A 22,415-nucleotide genomic window follows, 5' to 3' on the forward strand; every position below is an offset into this window, starting at 1 on the left:
CTCACCACTTTGCTACAAGTTTAGTTTGTTACTTAAAAGTTGGGACAGGTTCTGAAACTCATCGATTGACAATTTGTCATAGAGAAAATCAGTTGGACTTTGTTCCGTTACTTGTTTGCTGCAGCAATGGTCAATTAGATTCGTCAAATGTTTTTGGAATAAAAACAATATTCGTTCAATGGTTTGTTGCTGGTATTCTTGCTTGTTATAGTTGCATGTAATAATTAACTGTTCATTCTCATTAATAATGCAGTTGATATCTAACGCTACGGATCTTTCCGTAAAGGGACTAGCCTCTTCTCCTGAGGAAAATTTAGAAAGTGTAAATACATCTGTATCTAGTTCCGTATCAAAACGCCCCATATAATTAAAGGCAATTTCAGGAGCGGCTTGAAAGGCAGTCACACCAGACTCATTCACTTGAGCATAGTTTAATACCCCATACCCAAAGCCCTTGTTCGGTATCCTTCTAAGGCTATCTTTGATGTTCTTAATCTGATATGAAAGATCATGCGCATTGTCCACTTCCAGTAAAAATGGATACATTGTTGTGAACCAACCAACGGTTCTGGAAATGTTCATTTCCTGAAACACTTCTTCTCGCCCATGCCCTTCAAGATAGATCAACACACGAGACTGCTGAGTCCATTCTTTGATACTTAATCCAAGAGCAGTGAGCAAAATGTCATTAATTTCAGTATTGTAGGCCTGGTGCACCTGTTTTAATAATTTACTAGTGTTCTCATTATCAAGTGAGACACTTACATTTTCGCTATCACGCAACATATTGGTTTCATAGGAGTTATCTTTAGGTAACGTTCCAGACTCGGTTTGCTCCAGCTGTGTCCAGTATTCCAGTTCTTGTGCCAGCTCCTCGCTTGTTGCATATTGGCTTATTTCTTGTGCCCAAGAGCGGTACGAATCTGTTTTGTCTGGCAAGAGTAGTGCTGCCCCCTGCTGATATTGCTGATAAAGGGACGTAAAATCTTGTAAAATAATTCTCCACGAAACCCCATCAACTACCAGGTGATGAACCGCAATGAGCAGGTGATCTCCCTCAACAGTCCGGAATAATCCCAGCTTCATTAAAGGGCCGGTTGTGAGATCGAAACTACTTTGAATAGCCGTTGCTTCTTGCTCAATCCATGCTTCTGCTGGTAGACCTTCAGGCAGTGATTTTATCGTCAAGGATAGTGGTTGATTGTTTAGCCCTTCATTGTATTGAACGATGCGATCTTCTCTCTGACAGAATGTCATTCTTAAGGCATCATGCTGTTTAATGATGCAGTCAAATGCAGCCACAATCCCTTGCTCATCAAAACCGTCTTCAGAAAATAGCATGACGGACTGATTAAAATGCTGAGGACTTATCTTCTGTAGATGGAAGAATCGCTGCTGTATTGGCGTTAAAGGCAGCTCTCCCTCAATAGCTTCCTGACTAATCTTCCGACGGATCACCTTAACGAATGGGCTCAATTGTCTAATCTGAGGGTACAAAAATAATTCTTTAATGCTTAGCTTGTAGCCATGTGTGTTCAAACGCGAGACGATTTGCAGACCCTTAATAGAGTCTCCTCCCAAATCAAAGAAGTTGTGAGTTGCACTCACGCCTGTTACGGCAAGCACTTCCTCCCATATTTGGGCCAGCAATACTTCAGTCTCACCTGTTGGTTCCACATACTCCACTTCTAAGGCACCGCTCCAGTCAGGTTCAGGTAATGCTTTACGGTTAATCTTTCCGCCAGGTGTAATGGGGATCACGTCAAGCGGAACATACACCGAAGGTATCATGTAATCAGGAAGCTCCTTAGCCAACTGCATTTTGATATGATCCGTATCTAATGGATTAGCTGATACCACATACGCGCATAAATAAGAACTTCCCTTATTCTCTTTGACCATTACGACAGTTTCCTGAATATCAGCTATGCCTAAAAGATGATATTCAATTTCACTAAGCTCAATCCTATAGCCGCGAATTTTGACCTGAAAATCGGATCTACCCAAGAATGCAATATTACCGTCAGGCAAGTATTTAGCTAAATCTCCTGTTTTATAGAGCTTTTCATAGCCAGGCATTGAATAAGGATTATCTATAAAGCTAGCCTTCGTTTTAGTCGGATCATTCAAATATCCAATCCCAAGTGGTGTACCTGCAATATACATTTCTCCTGCGATTCCTACGGGAACCCTTTTTAGTCCAGGGTCCAATATATAAATCTTGGTATTGGCAATTGGCTTTCCGATAGGAATTCTGTCTTCATCTCCTGTCACTTGATAAGCAACACAGCCTATACTTGCCTCCGTTGGACCATACAGGTTCGTGATTTGAACATGAGGAAAAATGGTTAAAAACGTATGAACCGTCGATGGCGTAATTTCTTCACCACCAAGAATAACTTGTTGAAGAGAATCCAATTGCTTGGTTCGAGTTGAATTTTGGTCTAACTGGTTGACAATAGCATTAAATACGGATGGAACGAAGTCTGTAAAAGAAATACGCTCCTGTTCAATGATATTCGTCATGTACGTAGCATCCACGGTCATGCCTGTTTCTGGCAACACGGTCGTTCCGCCGTTCATTAATGGCCAAAACAATTGCCATACCGCGCTGTCGTATACATGATGAGTCGTCTGGAGAACACTTTGTGCAGCCGATGTTCCAAAATAGTCGTTCATCCATAGAAAACGATTGGTGATTCCTTTATGGGCAGCAATAACTCCTTTGGGTTTGCCAGTTGAACCCGAAGTAAAGATTACATAGATTGGTGATTCCATATCTACATCTACTGCCGGATTACTGATAGCGTTACTCCTCTTTTCGACTACAGAGCAGTCTATAACTAGATACTCTTCTGCATTTATTTCTGAACTGATAGGTGTACTTGGATTGACCAATAGGGTAGAACTTCCCAAATCCTGCAGGGCGCTCTGTAAGCGGTCAATAGGCCACTCTGTATCAAGAGGCGAAAAAGCAGCACCTGTTTTCATAACAGCCAGTATGGATACTACCAGTTCCAGGCTCCGTTCCATGAGTATAGGCACATAACTTCCAAGTCCAATTCCTTTAGCCAACAAATTGCTTGCTATCGCGTTTGCCTGATCATTTAACTCCTTGTAGGTCAGCACCTGATCTTGATAGATAACAGCTTTAGCATCCGGTCTTCTATCAGCCTGCTCCTCAATATAATGATGTATGGGTCTTGGCTGTGGATAAGCTATATGAGTGCTGTTATACCGTTCCTCCATAGCAGCCGCTTCTGTTGCGCTTAGAAGATTAATATCAGTCAATGCCATATCAGCGTTTTGGACTACTTCCTCCAATACATTCAGGTAATGCTCGACGAGAAGCTCAATTGTTTCTTTTTTATACAGTTTTGTACTGTACTCAAATTCCAGATGAACTCTCCCAGCCTTTTGTTCGGCATTCAGTACAAGATCGAATTTGGAAATCCCCGTTTTAAACGGATATAGCTCAAAATTAAGGTTATCGGCTTGCCACTGCTGTGCATCCGTATTCATAAAGGAGAACATCGTGTCAAACAACGGATTTCGACTCAGGTCTCTCTTGATGGACAGCTTATCAACCAGTTCGGCAAATGAATACGATTGATTTTGCAGAGCTTGCAGCGTGTTTTCTTTTACTTCGTTCAAAAAGGTTTTGAAGCTCTTATGACTAGCCGGATGGTTTCGAATAGCCAGTGTATTAACGAATAACCCTACGATCCCATTGGTATCTGCATGCGTCCGTCCAGATGTTGGAATGCCGATTACGATATCTTCCTGTCCCGCATATTTCCCCAGCAGCACATTATAGGCAGCAAATAGAAGCATAAAGAGTGTGCTATCTGTTTGAATACACGTGAGATTCAACTGTTCTATAAGCTTTTCGGACAGTTCGACTTTCACCATATCTCCAACAAAACTCTGCAACTGTGGCCGCTGATAGTCTGTAGGCAGATCTAGAACGGGAAGTTCTCCTTTATATTGATCAAGCCAATACTGTTCTTGCTTTGCATGAATTTCTGTATTCGATCTGAGCCAAGCAGAGTAATCTTTGTATTGAAGCGGTAAAGCGGGAAGTTCTTCTCCCTTGTACAGCTTGTTCCATTCGTTAATAATAGTGTCGATAGAAGTACCGTCAGCTATCAAATGGTGCATATCAATAAGAAGCATAAATTTATCATGATCCATTTGAAGAAGCTCTGCCCGAAATAGTGGGGCTTTACCAACATCAAAAGGACGGATGAAATTATGGATCAATGTATCTATGCCCTTTGTCGTAATATCACCAGCAGCCCGGGCAAAGCCAAGTTCAAAGCTTACCTCTGGTTGTACAAATTGCACCGCTCTATCATCCACGTATCCGAACGAGGTCCGAAATGCTTCGTGCCGGGCTAATAATTGTTCAAAGGTACGCTCCACTCTTCTTCGATCTACATGACCTTCGATCATCAATGCTGCCGACATGTTGTAAGCCACACCCGTCTCATCTAGCGGTAGCACGGCCAACAATCTGGATTGTGCTGGAGAAACCTCATAATAAGCTCCCTCAGTCACTGCCTCAATTCGTTGGTAATCTGTGGGTTTGGCAGCAAGAATCTTCTTGGAGAGCGCTTCGATTGTTGGTGCCCCAAATATATCTTGAGTTGAAATTTCGATATGAAAGACCTCGTTGATTTTCGCAGTCAACAGGGTCGCTTTCATCGAGTGCCCACCTATTTCAAAAAAATGATCGTGTATACCAATCGGAGAAATCTCCAGCAGATCCTGCCACATTTCGATCAATAGCTGCTCCGTTTCATTATTGGGCCCAACGTGTTTGCTAGAATGCTCCCCTGGTTCAGGTAATGCACTTTTACTAACTTTGCCGTTTGCTGTCAGCGGCATCGCATCCAACAAGAATACATGGGCTGGTACCATATAATGAGGCAGGCTTGACGACAGATAGTCTTTCAAAACATCTACTGTAACCGATTCCCGCAAAACGGCATAAGCGCATAAATACGGATTGTCATCTGTTCCTTTAATCACTACTGCTGCCTCTTTTACCGCTCTATGAGCCAACAATGTGCTTTCAATTTCACCTGGCTCAATCCGGTAGCCCCTGATTTTAACTTGTTGATCTGCGCGGCCAAGATACTCTAGCGTTCCGTCAGGTAACCATCTCGCTAAATCTCCTGTTCTGTAGAGCTTCATATTGTCCAAATAAGGGTGTGGGATAAATTTCTGCGCCGTAAGCTCAGGACGATTACGATATTCTCGCGCAATTCCTTTACCCCAAACGCATAATTCTCCTGAAAGCCCTATTGGCCGCAACTGCAAGTATTGATCCAGAATGAGAACGCCCGTATTAGGAATCGGCTTTCCAATACACCCCACTTCTTCAGGCCCCATATCTCGTAACATCGTTGTAACTACACTATTTTCTGTTGGACCATACTCATTGAACAATTGAATGCCAGGATGTTTGGCTTGGCTGGCTTCTATCAACCGTTTCGTTGCTTTCTCACCGCCTAACGTTACAACCTTGAGAGACTTGGCTTCATCTGGAGTCAGACCCTCTATAATAGACATGTACATGGAAGGAGTACACACGAGATGTGTAATACGACTTGATAAAATTAAGGCCTTCAGAGCCGATAATTCACTCAGTTCCTCATTTGTAGGTAGCACTACCGTACTTCCAGACAACAGCGGAGTAAAAAAGGCACCCACAAAAGCATCAAATGAGCTAGACAGCATTGGCAGGATACGGTCTGCTGCTTCTAGTGCATATTCATTTATTCTCCAAGACAACGTATTTAATATCGCTCGATGCTCAATACAAACTCCTTTAGGAGTACCCGTTGAGCCCGATGTATAGATCACATATGCCAAATGACTTGAATCCGATTCCCACTTTGAAGACAACTTGCTTTCTGTTTTATACCACTCATCATCGTCCATATTTAGGACTAAACCTTCATAAGTTGTAGCATTGTAATTAGATGAGTCATTCAACAACAGGAGAGCAGCCCCGCTATCCTCAAGCATAAAGTGAATTCGTTCTTCTGGATAAGAACTGTCGATTGGAAGATAGGCGCCACCGGCTTTTAAAATAGCCAACATACCAACGGCCAAATCTAATGAACGGGCCGCCATTAAGCCGACTACAGTTTCTGCCCCTACTCCCCGCTTCATTAATGCCCTCGCCAGCTGATTTGATTTCTCGTTCAGCTCTTTATAAGTAATCACATGTCCCTGATGAACTACAGCTACATGATCCGGACTTTTGAGAGCTTGCTCTTCGAATTGCAAGTGCAACGTTTCTTGTCTCTCCACTATCGATGAAGAGGGCAGATCAAAAGTGTTAAAGCCGTGTATTAGCTGCAACTTCTCTTCCTCAGGTAACCATTCCAACTTCCCAATCTCGCTCCAAGGTTGTTCTAAAATGGAGCGTAATATTTGTATATAGAGGCTAGCAAGGCGATCAATCGTTTCTGATCGGAACAATTGGGTACAATAATTGAAGCGTAAGGCTAGACCCTCCTGCCATTCGTCAGCACTTAGTACCAAATCAAATTGGGAAATCCCTGGATTGAATTCACTTGGATGAAATTTTACTCCATTGGCTTCAAGAGAACTCATTTCAAAATTCTGCATGACAAACATCGTATCAAACAAAGGATTGCGTCCTTGGTCACGGCGGATATCCAGTCTCTCAATCAACGCTTCAAAAGGATAGTCTTGATAATCCATAGCTCGCAGAGTCGTTTCCTTGACCTCTTGCAAAAACGAATGAAAACTCCGCTGAGGAGACGGACGGTTCCGCAAAGCTAACGTGTTAACAAACATTCCTATCATCGTTTCCGTGTCCGGATGCTGGCGTCCTGCCACCGCTGTTCCTACAATAATATCTTCCTGACCCGTATACTTTGCGAGCAGTATATTGTAAGCCGCAAGCAGGATCATAAAGGCCGTAGTCCCCGTATTTTTGGCAAGTTTCTTTAATTCCTCTGTCATTGCTGAAGTGATGTTATACGATAATACAGCCCCTTCGTAGCTTTGATGTAATGGTCTAGGGAAGTCCGTAGGCATTGCCAGTACAGGTAATTCTCCGTTCAAAACATTTTTCCAATAATGTTCCTGTTCAAACAAACGATTGCTGGTATATTGTTCCTTCTGCCATGCAACAAAATCTTTATATTGAATTTGGATCGGAGCTAACATTTCACTCCGATACAGCTGTACGAGTTCATTAAGGAAAATGGATAACGAAAGCCCATCTGCAATACTGTGATGCATATCCATGACCAACATATGTTTATTAGCTTCAAAGCGAAACAATTCTGCTCTGAAGAGTGGCCATTGGTGCAGGTCAAACGGACGGACAAACAAGCGACTCATCTCGTCTGCATCTTTCTCCAATATTTCTGTGACTTTGATTTCAAAAGCCGGCTCATCATGAATGACTTGTACAATTTCGCCATCCACGATATTAAAAGAAGTACGAAATGATTCATGACGCCGAATCAAATCCAGGCAAGCCTTCTGAAGACGGGGGATGTCTAGATCCCCATCAATACGCACCTGGCCCGTAATATTGTAAGCTGTACCTATCCCCATATCCTGCAAGACAAACATACGTCTTTGGGCATCGGATACTGCATAATGCGTACATTCTTCGAGCTTTTTAATAGAAACGGCTGTACCTTGTTTGGCTCCTTCGATCACCTTGGTCAAGGCCGAAACTGTCGGTGAATGAAAAAGTACATTCAAGGGGATTCGTTTGCCAAACTCTTGATGAACTCGGGCAAGCAAGAGAGTCGCCTTCAACGAATCTCCTCCTAGATCAAAGAAATTGTCATCAGATCTAACACGATTCAATCCCAGCACCGTTTCCCAAATTTCCCCTACTTTTCTCTCCGTGCTACTAACTGCCTCAACAGGTTCTTTGCTAACAGCTTGTTTCATAGTAGAAAGTTGCGACAAATCTACATATCCCTGCGAATTTAAGGGCATGTTTTCAAGCTGAATGATCTGTTGAGGTACCCATTGGTCTTGCAAATGATTTCGCAATTGCTTGCGTAGGATTTCCTCTATTCCATCATTAATACTCGTAACATATGCAACCAAATGGGTGTCTGCTCTGTCCTCTGTACTCTGAACTATCACTTGGCACTCGCTAATTTGTGGAATAGAGGTAATAAATCGTTCAAGCTGTTCAGTATATATCGCATGTCCTTTTATATAGGCTCGCTTCTGAACAGGTCCCAACAGTCGCAATTCACCGTTTGCGGTTCGCAAAGCCAGGATTCCTGTCGGTAAATACACTGAATTTTCGGAAGGAGATTCGTTTTCCTGTACTACATGCAGTTCCCCGATCGTCCCCACAGGCGCAGGTTGCAGATAATGATCCAGTAAATAGATGGCTCTTGGTGAATCGTTGTCCGTGATGCCGCTGGATTCGAGTTCCACATAGTCCCTGTAGTTTTTAACCCCATATTTCAGTTCATCCTGATTTAAGAGGGAGATATCTACAAAATCCCGTTCCTGCCCATCAGCAATCGTATTCAGGATGTGTAAAAAATACTCTGCCCAAATCTGCATTGTTTCCGGTGCGGCCAAGCTGGCTTTAATATCAAAATCAAACCAAAGCTCTCCCTCGACCTCCATCACATTGAGAAACATGTCATATTTGGAGTACAGGATCGGCGTCGGTATCAATTCGACGTCCAGTCCATGAAAATGAAAATTCTGCATTGGTCGATCCATATTGAAGATGACATTCATCTCAGGTATCCGTATGTTCTCAATACGCTCAATCAGATCAGCAAAAGAGTAGCTTTGAAGCGGTTCGACCTCCTGCATGACTTGCTTAACTTGTGCCATATACTTAAATAAAGAATCTTTACTGGTAATATGGCTCACAATCGGCAGCATGTTAACACAGTTACCGATCAAATTAATTTGTTCCATTCTAGACTGTCCAGAGGTAGGAATCCCTACTACTATCGTTGTGTTTCCAGTTAAGCGGTGCAGAAACACCTTATATGCACTCAGCAGTGTAACAAACAAGCTGTTACCCGCTTTAATGCTAAGCTTTTTCAACTTTCTCGCCAGCGTACTGTCTGCCCGAATATTTATTCTTCTTCCTCTATACGATGCTTTCTTCATGCCACCGTCCTCAGACGGAATGTCCATGGCGACAGGGACGGAATCCAATGTCCGTGCCCAGTAAGAAACTGCCTCACTCACTCCTGCATGTTCTAGCTCCAACTGTTGCCAAGCTTGAAATTCTCTGAATTTTGGCGGTACAGGCAACGTGACTATATTTTCACCTTTGCAGAAAGAAGTGTAGGCTTGCTCCCATTCACGGATAAACACTGCCATCGACCAACCATCAGCAACAATGTGATGAAATGTGAACACCACAATATGTTCTTCCGGTTGTAACCGTAAAATGTGAGTTCGGAACAGCGGATCTTTAGACGTCAAATCAAACGCTCTTTTTCCCTCTTCCTCAAACCATTGCTTGACCTTTTCTTCGTGCTCTGATGGAGGAGATCCTGAGAAATCACTCAGTGAGATGACCACATTCACGTTGTCAAGAACATGCTGTTCTTCGCCATCGAGGTCAATAACCGTCCGTAGCGAATCATGCCGGTTCACAATTGCTTGAACTGAACGTTTTACAGTATCAAGCTTCAGTTGACCCTGCATCCGCAAGGCTGCTATTTCATTGAATGCAGTGGATGAATCACTTCTGGATTGCGTTGCAAACCAAATTTGCTGCTGCTCCTTTGTTAAAGGGAACGATGAGGATTCGATGGGAACCACATTATTTTTTCGATTTCCATTTTCATCCGGTGATGGCGTATTGTCAGGTAAGAATCCCCCTTTTCTCAATTCCTCCACGCTTTCCTTTACAGCCTGTGTAATTAGTTGAAGGTCCCCATCTGTATGAGCAGTCGATAAAAAGCAATTGCGACCTTCCCAAATGTAAATTCCCTTGTCAATCAGCAGATGGAAAAAGAGCTCAATGTCGCCAAACGAAACAAACCGGAATAGTGAGCCATAGTTCACCATGTGGATAGGTACACTATTTTGTTTAAAATAAGTATTCAGCTCTGCTACCCATTCGTTGGTTCTTCGGTTCAGTTGTTCCTGAAGATTCGGCCCTTCAGACTTCAAATATTTCAAAGTCGCTAGAGCCGTGTGCATGGTCAGCGGATGTGTGCAGAAAGTACCGCCTACGAATGTTTTAATATTCGTATTTTCCGGATAGGAGTCGTCTCCGAACGACCACACACCTCCATCTACAGTGTCCATAAACTCTGGGCTTCCGGCGACAATGCCAACAGGCATACCTCCACCCGCCACTTTTCCGTAAGTAACTAGATCAGCTTTAATTCCAAACCAGGCCTGAGCACCTCCTGGATGAATTCTAAATCCTGTAATTACTTCATCAAAAATAAGTGCCGTTCCCGAATTTGCTGTTATCTCGCGAATTTGCTTCAAGAACTCCTTTGGTTGCAAATCCGGTCTGCGACTCTGTACAGGCTCCACCAATACGGCAGCAAGTTCATGTGCATAATGTTTGATAGCTTTTATAGAATCCGGGTGATTATAAGGGAGTACAATAACATCCTCCATCATACTCGAAGGAATTCCCGGTGCCATGGGTAACGCCTCTCCCCCGCTTGAGTTCGGATCGGACACAGCCAGTACACCATCGAACGTTCCATGGTAAGAACCAGCAAACAGCACTATTTTGGAGCGTCCTGTAGCCGCTCTAGCCAAACGTAAAGCGACCATAACAGCTTCTGACCCCGAATTATAAAAGGCAACCCGCTCCACACCTGTCAGCTCGCTAATCAAGGCAGCAACCTCACCTGCTGTATTTGACATAGGGCCGATCGAAGGCGTACGGTCGTGCACATTGCTCCGCAAAGTATCGGTTAGCCAAGCTGGGTTATGACCCAGTAAATGAACCCCGAAGCCCATAGTTAGATCAATGTACTCATTCCCATCTACATCCCATATCCTTGAACCCGAAGCGCTCTCTGAAATGATAGGATATACGATTTCTTTCCAATAGGACCGGAACCCAGACACATGACGATTATTAGCATGAACCAATCGACTTTCCTGTGTGTATTTCTTGGACCCGAGGGTTCGTTGAGTATATCGTTTAATAAAACGCTGTAAGAAATCATTTTGCCGCGCACTGTATCCACTTTCCTCACCGATCAGTAGAGGTTGATAGGGTACAAAGGGTTTGGATTCAGTAGTTGTATTCACTTTAATTGTAGAAGTGATAGGCACGTCAGTTGCCACAGCATGCAGAGTTGTAGGCTGAACACTGGCTGTGTCTTTGTTTGTTGTTAACGGTGCAGCCTGAATAGTTCCCCCTTGACCGCCACTAAGCATCTCTAGTTGTTTGGTCAACACTTGAGTAAGTCCAAGCTGTTGGTTGTTCAGTAATTCAATTTGTTGAGAGAGTAACTTTTCCAGGCCACCAAACTCGGACGAAGACTTTGCAGCAACCGTATTTTCTGGATTGACTTCTGTCCGATCATCGACCGTACTTAGAGCATCAGCAGCCGCTACCGATTGGGTGGTATATGTCAAATCTGAAATAAACGTTGTTAGACGATCCAGGTTTGTAACACTTTCAAAGAAGTGGTTCATGGGAACATCCACATTAAATTGTTCTCTAATTTCTTTTTGAACTTGAACTAGCATAATTGAATCCAAGCCCATTTCGAGAAAATGCATCTGTTCATCCAGTTGTTCCACCGTAAAACCGGAAACTTTACTGATTACATCTTTTAATACTTTGGAAATCTTCGCTGTGTAGTCTAGCTGATCTGTAGCTTGCAGTTCTTTTGGATACGCGGACTCCATACTTTTCTCCTCCCTGCCTACGTTACTTATCTGCACTACTTTTGGAGTAAACCAGCAACGATTTCGTTCAAAAGGGTACAAAGGCAGCGACTGGATTATTTTGATATCATCCGCATAAAGCGCTTGCCACGGAATAGCCATACCTTTGACGTACAGTTCACCCAATTGGCGTAGAGCGTGAATATCTGTATGTGCACTTGCTCTAATGGCTGTAATCAATCGACCTACCGTATCATCTTTTTTCCGTTTATGATCAACGCTCTGTTTATGAGAACCTATATACATATCAGGTGCATTCTCTTGTTTGTTCCCGGAAGTCCATCGCTTCAACTTGTGTAATAAATCCTCTGGACTGGAAGTAATAACTGCTAATTTATGTTCCATATGAGCTCTACCGATATGTGTGGTATAGCACATCTGCTCCAAGGAAACCGCTGGATTTTGGCGTAAATAGTCCACATATTCCTCAACCAAATGATGCAGACTTCGCTCATTTTTTGCAGAAACCGTAAAAAGATGAACACCATCCGGCGTGTTTACAGAATCATCATCTGTTCGCGTTTCTATAAACTCTTCCATAACAACATGAGCATTTGTTCCACTGAAACCAAAAGAACTTACTCCGCAGCGAAGTGGGGCATCATTTGAACTTAAATCCGCTACTTCTGTCGTTAAATAAAACGGCGACAATTCAAAATTAATACGGGAACTAGGCCTCTTAAAATGAACCAACGGAGGATTCTTCCTCGTTTGCAGCATCAGAACTGCTTTAATAAGACTGGATATTCCTGCTGCTTCAAATAAGTGACCAATATTGGGTTTAACAGAACCGATTGCACAAAATTGTTTTTTATCCGTATATTTTTCAAAGGCTTGTGTCAATCCCGCGATCTCAATAGGGTCCCCCAGTTTAGTTCCCGTTCCATGAGCTTCGATAAATGATAGAGTTTCCGGGTGAATAGCCGCATCATTCCAAGCGGCCTCTACCACTTCTGTCTGTGCGGAAGGACTAGGTGCAGTAATACCTACCGTTGTACCATCCTGATTCACCGCACTTCCTTTAATCACAGCATAAATACGATCTCCGTCTTGCAATGCTTGATCGAGAGGCTTCAACAGGACCGCTGCAACCCCTTCTCCCACACCTGTTCCATCCGCCTCTGCATCAAAGGTACGAGCTCTGTAATTTGGCGATTCCATATCTAGTCCCAGCTTCACTGGCAATAGCATCGTTCGGATTCCTCCAGCGATCGCCATCTTGCAATCCCCCGTCGCTAACGCCTTACAAGCCATATGAATCGCGACAAGTGAAGAGGAGCACGCCGTATCTACTGTTACTGCTGGACCTTTTAAATTAAGAAAGTACGAAATCCGACTTGCCAGCACTGACGGCAAATTTCCAACAATATACTGGTGAAATTTGTCCGGTTCTCCTTTAGAGAGCATCCGCTCATAATCGTAGCCCACTTTTGAGAAGCCGACGTAAACTCCTACCTTTTGTCCATGAATCCGATCCCCTGCATAGCCCCCATCCTCAAGTGCATGCCATGCGGTCTGAAGGAATAATCTCTGATTTGGGTCCATATAGCTTGCTTCCACAGGACTCAGCTTGAAGAACGCATAATCAAATTTATCAATTTCTTCTAGGAAGCCGCCTTCTATAAACTCTTCTTCTCCCTTCCTTTGATCCACAACTGATAAATAATCGATAGCGTCTTGCTTACGTTGAGAGCTTAAGTTCCCGATACAGTCATCGCCCTGAACAATATGATCCCAATACTGTGACACAGATGAAGAACCAGGTAAGTCCAAAGAAAGCCCAATAATAGCCACGTCCTTGCTATGGTTGTGATCCGTATCATCTGTAGGAATATGCTGTTGTTCAGAATCGGCAGGGCTCGCCAAAAATTCTGCCAAGTGAGCTATTGAGGGGTGATCAAACAAATCGGTAACTGCAAGCTTAATCCCCAGCTGATTTTCAATTTTGTCTGTAATCTGAACCAGTTGTAGGGAATTGGCTCCTAAATCAAAATAGCTATCTCTCGTATCAACCTCTTCCCTAATTAATACCTTGCAGCAAATATCGTGAAGTACTTTTTCGATCTCAAACGAAAGTGTAGGCAATTTTTGATTTTTGTTTTCTTGCTCCATGATCCCTTTTAAAACTATCGAAGTCTCCTGATAATGTCCCGCTTCATACTGAGCCGCAAGCTTATACCTCTGTAACTTCCCACTGGTCGTTTTGGGCATTTGCTTAATAGGTATAATATCGTGAACCGCCCATCCTCCATGACGATACAAATGTTTTTTTAATTGAGATGCAATTGGAGAAAATTTTTCTATCGTCTTTTTGGATACGACAAATACCACAATTTCCTCTGATTCCATCCCATTTACACGAACTCCACACGCCGCCACACGATTAAGTTCGACTCCTTCTACTTCCTCAGCGATACGCTCGATGTCATGAGGGTAAACGTTCTGTCCATTTACAAATATGATATCCTTTGCTCTCCCTGTGACGACTAATTGACCTTCACGGAAGAACCCCAGATCGCCAGTTCTCACCCATCCATCTAACGTCAAAAGTTTGGATGTCGAATCTTCGTTGTTATAGTATCCTTTTGTAACATTTTCACCTTTGATTTGTATGTGCCCAATAACGCGATCCGCGACTTCTGCATCCTCATCATCGCATATTCTGATTTCACAATAATCTAACGACTGACCGACCACAACAAATGGCAGAGCATTATGAAAAGTCTTGTCTACCTCTAAGACGGACTCTCCAATATTTAAGTGCTTACGATCAACATAAACGGTTATATATTCAGTATTGATGGGCGGGATAGCGACTCCAACCGATGCTTCTGCTAAACCATATGATGTTCGCATGCTCGTTCTTTTTAATCCAAAAGGAGCTAATGTATCAAGGAATGCATCACATAATTCAGGAGAGATAGGTTCGGCACCATTGATGATGGCGCGGATCTTGGACAGGTTCCAGTTCTTCACTTTTTCAGGTTTGAAAAATTGCATGAAATACTTATATCCGAAGTTTGGCGATGAAATAATGCTTACTTGATGTTCACTAGCTTTTTTTATCCAAAGTACTGGCTGACGAATGAACAGCGAAGTTGGCATAATATACTGATTCACTCCAGCAACTAATGGGGTAATATGATTGTAAATTAAACCCATATCATGGGTTAGAGGCATCCACTGCAAGAACGAATCTTGCTCTGTGACGACTGTCCTATTTATAATTCCACTTGTGTTATGAATGAGATTATGATGTGTAAGGATGACTCCCTTAGGATCACCTGTGGAACCGGAGGAAAACTGAATAAATGCTATATCCTCCAATTGAGGGGTGTGTATCTTTGCAAAGGATTGCTTGGGTTGTTCATGGTCTTGAAGAAGTAATTGATGACGATGGCGAATGTTTTCGAATAGGTCATCTTGGTTGCTTTTCAATGTATATTTCTCAAGGTCTTTTAATATTTTGGGCTCGATGATTAAAAAAGGATCGTTAAGAACATCCCAAATTTTAAAAAGTTTCATTCTATGCTCATCATTGTTACCGATGCTGACAGGTACCGGAATCATGCCACCAAGAATGCAAGCCCAAAACGCTTTTACAAAATGGCGATTATTTTCTATTTGAAATACAATTTCTTGTCCCTGCTTAACTCCTGCATCCTGAAGATTCCCCAGAAATGCTAGAGCTTCCCAATATAAATCTTTATAAGTAAGTGTTGTTTCATTTTGATCCGATTCAATAAAAGTAATAAATTTATGATCACACTTTCCCCGTTCTGTAATAACATCAAGCAGTGTTTTGAACCTATTTGTATACATGCTATTCCCCCGTATATCGTAAGATTTATTAGCTTCCAGTTAATAAATTTACAATCTCCAACATCATTGATGGATCTTATTCAGAACATATTAAGAATCGTCTGTTGTTCTTGATCGGGCACTTGCTTGGTAGTGAGAATAGTACGAATTAGCTCTAACACCTCTGTATTAACCGCATTATAAACGGTGTCATTTTTATGACTTTGAAGTTGATTGATCCGATTTCGAATCTGCTGACTAGGGTAAACAACCCCCTCCATATGTTGTTTGTAATCCCCATTTCGATTTTGTGCAATAAGCGCTGCTGCAAAGCCTTCCTCCAGACGCTCAAGTGTAACTTTGCGTGTAGTTTGCTGCTTACTTAGCCATTTGTCCACTTCTTTTAAAGAAGAACTGGTATTAACAGAAAAAGTGGAGATACTCGGATATCTTTCTTTCATCAGCTGTCCAAGTACTTTTCTCGGACCTAATTCTAACGCAACGGTAATACCGTTCTGATATAAATAATCCATCGTATCTGTCCAGCGTACGGGGCTTATCATTTGCTTGTACAGCAATTCATAAATCGAGAATTCATCATGTGGTAAGGCTGTTACATTGGAAACAACCGGCCACCTTCCCTTGCGTAGCGGGAATTTCTTTAGTTCTACGGCAAGCTTATCTGCTGCAGGCTTCATCAGAGTACTGTGAAAAGGCCCGCTTACTGTTAAATAGTTAACCTTACTTTGTTCCAGACATTTGATTTGCTCCACTATTCGAGCCATAGGTTCTGTATGTCCCGATAGCACGTACTGATTGTCCGAATTGTGACATGCAATAGATATAACATCACGATCCGTAGAAATTTCTTGACATAAGCTCTCTAGAATAGAAGCAGAAACATTCGCAACAGCAACCATAGTCCCTACCCCGTTAGCTGTAGTCTGCTGCATGAGCATTCCTCGTTTTCTCACGATTTGAAGTCCATCTTGAAAAGAGAAAAAACCGCTGCACACCAATGCTGAATATTCTCCTAAACTATGCCCGGCTAACAGTTGAGGTTCCAGTTCCAGTATTTCTCTGCTAGCATAATATGCAGCAAGGCTGGCAGTAAGTAAGGCTGGCTGGGCATTCATGGTCTGAAGAAGCTCTTGGGAATCTCCCTCAAAACAAAGTTTTGAGAGTTTTACACCTAAAATATCATCCGCTTCTTCGAATAAACGCTTTACCACATTAAAATTATCCCATAGTTCTTTACTCATTCCTACATATTGCGAACCCTGCCCAGGAAAAATAAAAGATACTTTATTCATCTGAAAACCATTCATCTGAAAACCTCTTCTCCAGTGAGCTTCCTGAATATGTGTACTTTTTAAATTTAACTTCTGTTGCAAGTTATAACCTTTATAGTATTAAAGCAGAAATTCATGATCGACATAATTAATGAAAAAAGGAATTATTTTAAAACAAATTAAATCATATGTAATCACCGTGTACTAGCATTTAATCAGCTTGTATTAATAATTTATAAATCGTTATTCCAACCCATGTTCTACTCCTTTTACGAATTAAAATAACGATTTATTTCAACAAAGTCAATGAATAAGTCAACCTCCAAATGTTACATTTTTGTAAATAAAAGGTCGTAAAATGTAGAATTTTGTTGATTGTCATTACATAAAGTCGTTTTCCTGAAAGAATAGCTCTTTTCATTATTTTCACTACATAAAAATAAATAAAATTAAATTATGCAATTGTTAAATATTTTTAAAAGATTGATATAAATACATTCTTATTATATTTTTGCATTTATCCAAATTATGAAAAATACAATCTTTTTTTGAAGCTTGCTCTTAAGCTCAGATTACTCTACATTTGAAAAAATAAATTAAAGACACGACATGAGTCAGATGTCCTTTATTCCATAAAGTTGCAACTTAAATCATAATTACGATGTAACAATTAAATAACTCAAATATAATTTTAGAAATATGCGCACTAAAAAATCTACAGATTTTACCAACTGGTGAGTTTTGCAGTCTTACACTGCCGCTCGCTTAGTCTTTAAAAAGTCTGTAGATGTGATAGATATTGCTATTCGCTTTACTAAGATCATTTTCCACTCAAGTTCTAGTTATAATCCTCCCAATAGCGATACTTCATTTCATTTTCACCTTTGGTGACGATGATCATGTTCTCCACATGCCCAGTTTCTTTATTTGTTCGGTAGATCATGGTACGGGTTTCTCCCTCATCGGGGACAGAGAATAGCACCTTGTCACTGATCATGCCGCCACCAATGCCGACAACGTGTTCTCCCCAGCCGGAGGCTGCGCTCGAACCTGCTCCACTGACGCCAGTCCCGCGCGACAAAATAAGACCTATTCCATAACCGGTAACGGTCTGGGCCGTTTTACCTAGAGCGTGTTCTCCAGCTGATTGAGTATGCTTTTGGACCCAGTAATCGTATTTGTCCGTATTTTGCTCATAACTTATAATATTTCCTTTTTTATCTAAGATATATCCGTTTTACTTCCGTCTTTACCTGTCAGTTCAGTGACGGCAACAAGAGAATCGGATGTGATCTTGGAGGGCGCTCCTGTATTATAATCTGTACGGATAACCGAGTCCTCATATTGCAGCCGCAGGACATTCATCTGGTCGTGGATCTTCTGCATGACCTGCTTGTCGCCGATGGTCTCTGCGTTTTTCAATAGTTCCTCATATTGATGATATTTATCCGCGTCTGCCTGCTCCCACTCGTCTATATTTTGGGGTGAATCCACGATATCTCCAGTATGATTTCCACCCTCTCCGCTGCCCGCCAGCGCTGCACTGGCGTTCATCGCTGCTGCCAAGGCTGACCAGAAGCCACGTGTGCTCCCACCATCCGCATTTCTAAACTTCAAAGCAATGCTTTTTAGCTCAATTTCAATGGATTGAACCTTATTTAATATAGAAGAAAGCGTATATTTAGCTGTACGATAGTCATTATAAAAACGATTTCTCTCCATACCATCCCACTGGCTGTGAAGGTGGTTCATTGTGCTATCCAGACCGTTTAGCTGGTTATACAGTATGCCGTGGGCATTGGCAAATTGGGAGGCCACGTTATCCAGCTGCTCCGGTGTGACTTGGATTTTTGTCATGGTGATCACATCCCATCTTCGAAAATAGGAGATAGACATTATAGTTTACAGTAATCCTTATTTCATATTGTAAGCTATAGAAGTCGGACATTCATGAGGATTTATACGTATTTGTGTATTCAGAAGCAGTTCCTTTGATATAATGAATCCATATGAGTTTATTTCGACAATATATTATTGAAAGTCAGGTGTAAGGACATGTCAGACAAAAAAATTATTTTTTTCGATATCGACGGTACATTACTGGACGATGACAAGAAAATGCCGTTTACCGCCGAAAAAGCTGTCTTTGCTTTGAAAGAGCAAGGCCATGAGGTAGCCATCGCAACAGGACGTGCACCTTTTATGTTCAAAGATATCCGTGAGCAGCTAGAAATTGATTCCTACGTTAGCTTTAATGGGCAATATGTCGTGCTTCGCGGGGAAGTCGTCGCTACCAATCCGCTGAATCGTGAAGCCTTGCAAGCAATGACCGATCTGGCACTCACCCATAATCACGCTCTCGTATATATGGATCATCTGGACATGAAAGCCAATATCCCTAACGATGAACTTGTGGAGAAATCGGTCCAAACGCTTAAGGCCAAGATTTCGGTTGGATACGATCCGCTCTATTTCCATGGGAGAGATATTTATCAGACGCTGTTGATGTGTACGGCAGAAGAAGAGCCTTACTATGAAGCGGTGTTCAAAGCATTTGACTTTGTACGCTGGCATCCAAGTTCAGTGGACGTTGTTCCTCACGCTGGCTCCAAGGCCAAGGGCATCCGCGAGATTACGTCCAGACTGGGCATTGCCGCTGAGAATCAATACGCTTTTGGTGATGGATTAAACGATGTGGAGATGCTAACTACTATACATAACAGTGTCGCGATGGGGAACGGCTGCGATGAAGCCAAAGCCGCAGCTAAAATGGTCACAAAGCGCGCTGATGAAGACGGTATTTTGTACGGACTGCAAAAACTTGGCTTGTTAAGCTAACAGAATTGCTGACGGACTGGGCATGTTTCAGGAAAAATCATGTCGGTTTAATGACTTAGATATGAGAAAAATAGGAGGTTGTCGTTGGTATGGAAACGGAAGGCTTACGCAATGTTGAACAGCTAGCCCTGAAGAAATACAAAATTTACAAGCAAAGCCTGCTCCGGTATTTGGCGCGTTCCATGCTGGCGAGTATGTTTATCGGCTTCGGCGTCATTGTCGCCTTCAAGACGGGCAATTTTTTTTACATGGAGCATTCTCCACTCACTTATCCCATGGCAGCGCTCACGTTCGGGGCAGCCATCATTCTGATCGCCTATGGCGGCGGGGATCTGTTTACCGGCAATACCTTCTATTACACCTATGCTGCGCTCCGTAAAAAGCTGCGCTGGGGGCAGGTACTCCGGCTGTGGGCTGCCAGCTATGGAGGTAATTTGCTAGGGGCGGGTGTGTTTGCACTCCTTATTTACTTGACCGGGCTGTTTGAATCCTCCAGCGTGAACAGCTTTTTGCTGAGCGTGGTTGAGTATAAAATGGAAGCGCCTGCAATGCAGCTGTTTTTCCGCGCTATTTTGTGTAATTGGCTGGTCTGCCTCGCCTTTTTTGTACCGATGTTTATGAAGGAAAATGGTGCAAAAATGTTCGCTATGATGCTGTTTGTATTCTGCTTTTTCATTTCGGGATATGAGCATAGTATAGCTAATATGTGTACTTTCGCCATTGCGCTCGTGCTGGATCATCCGGGTACGGTCTCTGTCGCTGGCGTCATCCATAATCTCGTTCCGGTTACGCTTGGGAATCTGGTGGGTGGCGTGCTGCTTATGGGGGTTATGTACTATTCGGTCAATCTCCCGTTTTTGGACGAAGAGGAACACTAAAAAAGAAGCCATGGAACCTAAGTTCCATGGCTTCTTTGCATTAAGCGTATGCAGTGTCTGCAGGTGTTTTTTTGCTGTTTATTCTGCTTGAGCAGGAAAATGGATAAATTCCTCCAAATCCTTGAACAGCTTTTTGGGATTGACGTTGTCAGGTACAACCAGAGTTAGCGGCTCATCCAGTTTGAGCACATACATGCCTAAAATGGATTTGGCATCTGCCATGCCGCTTTTGCCATGAATCCAGATGTCATACGTATAGTTGGATACGATTTGATTGATCTTCTCAATATCCTTAACGTTTTTTACCTTGATGGGTGTCATCATTGCACAGCTCTCCCCTGCGTTGAATTGGGGCTTACGAAACAAGCCTTAACATCACTATACCCTATTTATAAAGAACGTTGCACAAACTTATTTTAGAAAATGACATGCGGCGGGGAGCTGACCTTCCAGTAGCTGCCGACCTTTTCAAAATTCACAGTGATTTTCTCGTTTGCCTTCTTGGTTTCTGCCGGATACGGCACGGTCAGCAGGTAGCTGCGCTTCACCGGAGTCATGGTTATCATCTTCGCCGTGGCACGACTGAACTCTAGCAAATTACCGCCATCTGCGTTCAACTGAGCTAGTCTGCCGTTGACTTCAACGAAAAATTTGCCGACAAATTGCTCACTTGCCTGTTTGGTATAAACCTGCGTCAAATAGTTGATTAATTTGGTCTTCGTGCCGATGTCCTCGGACAAATAGCGGTAGCTTTTACCGTTCAACTGGAACGCTTGGCCCAACGATTTGCCACCGCTGATGGCATACTGATAACGAGACTGCGCCTCCAGCACAAGCGGAATCGCACTCTCATGGTTCAGCTTGTCCAGCTGGGTTGGATTCACGCTAGTAGCTGTAGCTGCGGCTGGCGCCGAAGTAGACGGCTGCTGCGGCTTGGACGGCTTGGCAGTCGATGGTACAGACGGAGCTGCCGCAGGTGCTACCGACGCGGATGGGCGCGGTGCTGGTGCAGACGGAGCTGCTGGTGTAGCCGCTTGGACGGAACCAGTTGCTGGGGCTGTTGCTGCTGGAACTGACGGCGCTTGCGCAGGGGCAGGCGTCGCAACAGACGCAGATGCTGCTGGTGCAGGCACCTGAGCCGGTACAGTTGCTGACGGACTAGCAACGTTCGGTTGCGCCGCATTCGCGGGACTGGTCACAGCGGGTGCAGCAGCGGCGACCTGTGCCGCGCTCAAAAGTGTGGCCGCAACACATAGTGCGGATAGTTTCGTATTTATTTTCATACTCAAATACACCTCCATAATCATATGTCTGCATAAACTGCACACGTTTCTATTATAAGAATTTCGGTGCTCGATTAGGTTGCTAAATTGTTTCTATTTGCCTTTTTTGTTCATTCTGCACGAAGTTTGTCCGTATTTGCCGGGAGCGTAGGTTCTGACCGTTTCTCCTGCTTTGCCTCGATCTCTTCCAAGGATCGTGACATTTGCTTCACAGAACGGTCCAGCTGCTCCAATCTACGGTTAAGGGTGACGAGAATGTATTTTAACAGAATTAGGCTTAATGCTGCAGGGAATCCGACATTAGTTACGAGCTCGATCATGCTTTCAGTCGTTAAAGAACTCACAGATCCCGCCTCCTTTACCATACACATATATTACCTTTGTAAGAACTA

General features: G+C 43.0%; 9 protein-coding genes. 2 read left to right on the forward strand and 7 right to left on the reverse strand.

The genetic code is table 11. The features are described from left to right. Positions 1-12: 12 nt before the first annotated feature. The 4 genes from C0638_RS03020 to C0638_RS25520 all read right to left on the reverse strand — a co-directional run bounded on the left by C0638_RS03020 (position 13) and on the right by C0638_RS25520 (position 18,881). On the reverse strand, positions 13-15,753 hold the full coding sequence (locus C0638_RS03020; RefSeq protein ID WP_102163331.1) for a non-ribosomal peptide synthetase: 15,741 nt from the start codon (positions 15,751-15,753) through the stop codon (positions 13-15). Positions 15,754-15,833: 80 nt separating this feature from the next. Continuing rightward, a complete protein-coding gene (fabD, locus tag C0638_RS03025) occupies positions 15,834-17,060 on the reverse strand; it encodes an ACP S-malonyltransferase (protein ID WP_233902277.1) in 1,227 nt (408 codons plus the stop codon). An 802-nt stretch (positions 17,061-17,862) separates the two neighbouring features. Next, complete coding sequence (locus tag C0638_RS25515) at positions 17,863-18,105, reverse strand: hypothetical protein (RefSeq protein ID WP_233902278.1); 243 nt, start codon at positions 18,103-18,105, stop codon at positions 17,863-17,865. Positions 18,106-18,245: 140 nt separating this feature from the next. Beyond that, complete coding sequence (locus tag C0638_RS25520) at positions 18,246-18,881, reverse strand: WXG100 family type VII secretion target (RefSeq protein ID WP_233902279.1); 636 nt, start codon at positions 18,879-18,881, stop codon at positions 18,246-18,248. A gap of 198 nt (positions 18,882-19,079) precedes the next feature. On the opposite strand from C0638_RS25520, the gene C0638_RS03035 reads away from it, so the two are divergent. Together C0638_RS03035 and C0638_RS03040 are read left to right on the forward strand one after the other, a co-directional pair. After that, positions 19,080-19,862, forward strand: coding sequence for a Cof-type HAD-IIB family hydrolase (locus C0638_RS03035; protein WP_102163332.1), 783 nt, complete (start codon positions 19,080-19,082; stop codon positions 19,860-19,862). 89 nt (positions 19,863-19,951) lie between these two features. Then, positions 19,952-20,740, forward strand: coding sequence for a formate/nitrite transporter family protein (locus tag C0638_RS03040; protein ID WP_102163333.1), 789 nt, complete (start codon positions 19,952-19,954; stop codon positions 20,738-20,740). A gap of 78 nt (positions 20,741-20,818) precedes the next feature. Here C0638_RS03040 and C0638_RS03045 read toward each other — a convergent pair whose 3' ends face one another. The 3 genes from C0638_RS03045 to C0638_RS03055 form a co-directional block, all read right to left on the reverse strand. Continuing rightward, positions 20,819-21,064, reverse strand: coding sequence for an HPr family phosphocarrier protein (locus tag C0638_RS03045; RefSeq protein ID WP_013369603.1), 246 nt, complete (start codon positions 21,062-21,064; stop codon positions 20,819-20,821). A 92-nt stretch (positions 21,065-21,156) separates the two neighbouring features. Next, positions 21,157-22,023 carry a DL-endopeptidase inhibitor IseA family protein gene (locus C0638_RS03050; RefSeq protein ID WP_102163334.1) on the reverse strand — a complete coding sequence of 289 codons (867 nt, stop codon included), beginning with the start codon at positions 22,021-22,023 and terminating at the stop codon, positions 21,157-21,159. A gap of 110 nt (positions 22,024-22,133) precedes the next feature. After that, positions 22,134-22,367, reverse strand: coding sequence for a hypothetical protein (locus C0638_RS03055; RefSeq protein WP_102163335.1), 234 nt, complete (start codon positions 22,365-22,367; stop codon positions 22,134-22,136). Positions 22,368-22,415 lie beyond the last annotated feature (48 nt).

This window comes from Paenibacillus sp. lzh-N1, assembly GCF_002872435.1.
Classification (GTDB): Bacteria; Bacillota; Bacilli; order Paenibacillales; family Paenibacillaceae; genus Paenibacillus; species Paenibacillus polymyxa_C.

Excerpts from the sequence above, each read along its gene's own strand:
- fabD (WP_233902277.1), bottom strand. The coding sequence starts at position 17,060 with ATGAATGGTTTTCAGATGAATAAAGTATCTTTTATTTTTCCTGGGCAG.
- C0638_RS03035 (WP_102163332.1), top strand. The coding sequence starts at position 19,080 with ATGTCAGACAAAAAAATTATTTTTTTCGATATCGACGGTACATTACTG.
- C0638_RS03040 (WP_102163333.1), top strand. The coding sequence starts at position 19,952 with ATGGAAACGGAAGGCTTACGCAATGTTGAACAGCTAGCCCTGAAGAAA.
- C0638_RS03050 (WP_102163334.1), bottom strand. The coding sequence starts at position 22,023 with ATGAAAATAAATACGAAACTATCCGCACTATGTGTTGCGGCCACACTT.
- C0638_RS03045 (WP_013369603.1), bottom strand. The coding sequence starts at position 21,064 with ATGATGACACCCATCAAGGTAAAAAACGTTAAGGATATTGAGAAGATC.
- C0638_RS25520 (WP_233902279.1), bottom strand. The coding sequence starts at position 18,881 with ATGACAAAAATCCAAGTCACACCGGAGCAGCTGGATAACGTGGCCTCC.
- C0638_RS03020 (WP_102163331.1), bottom strand. The coding sequence starts at position 15,753 with ATGTATACAAATAGGTTCAAAACACTGCTTGATGTTATTACAGAACGG.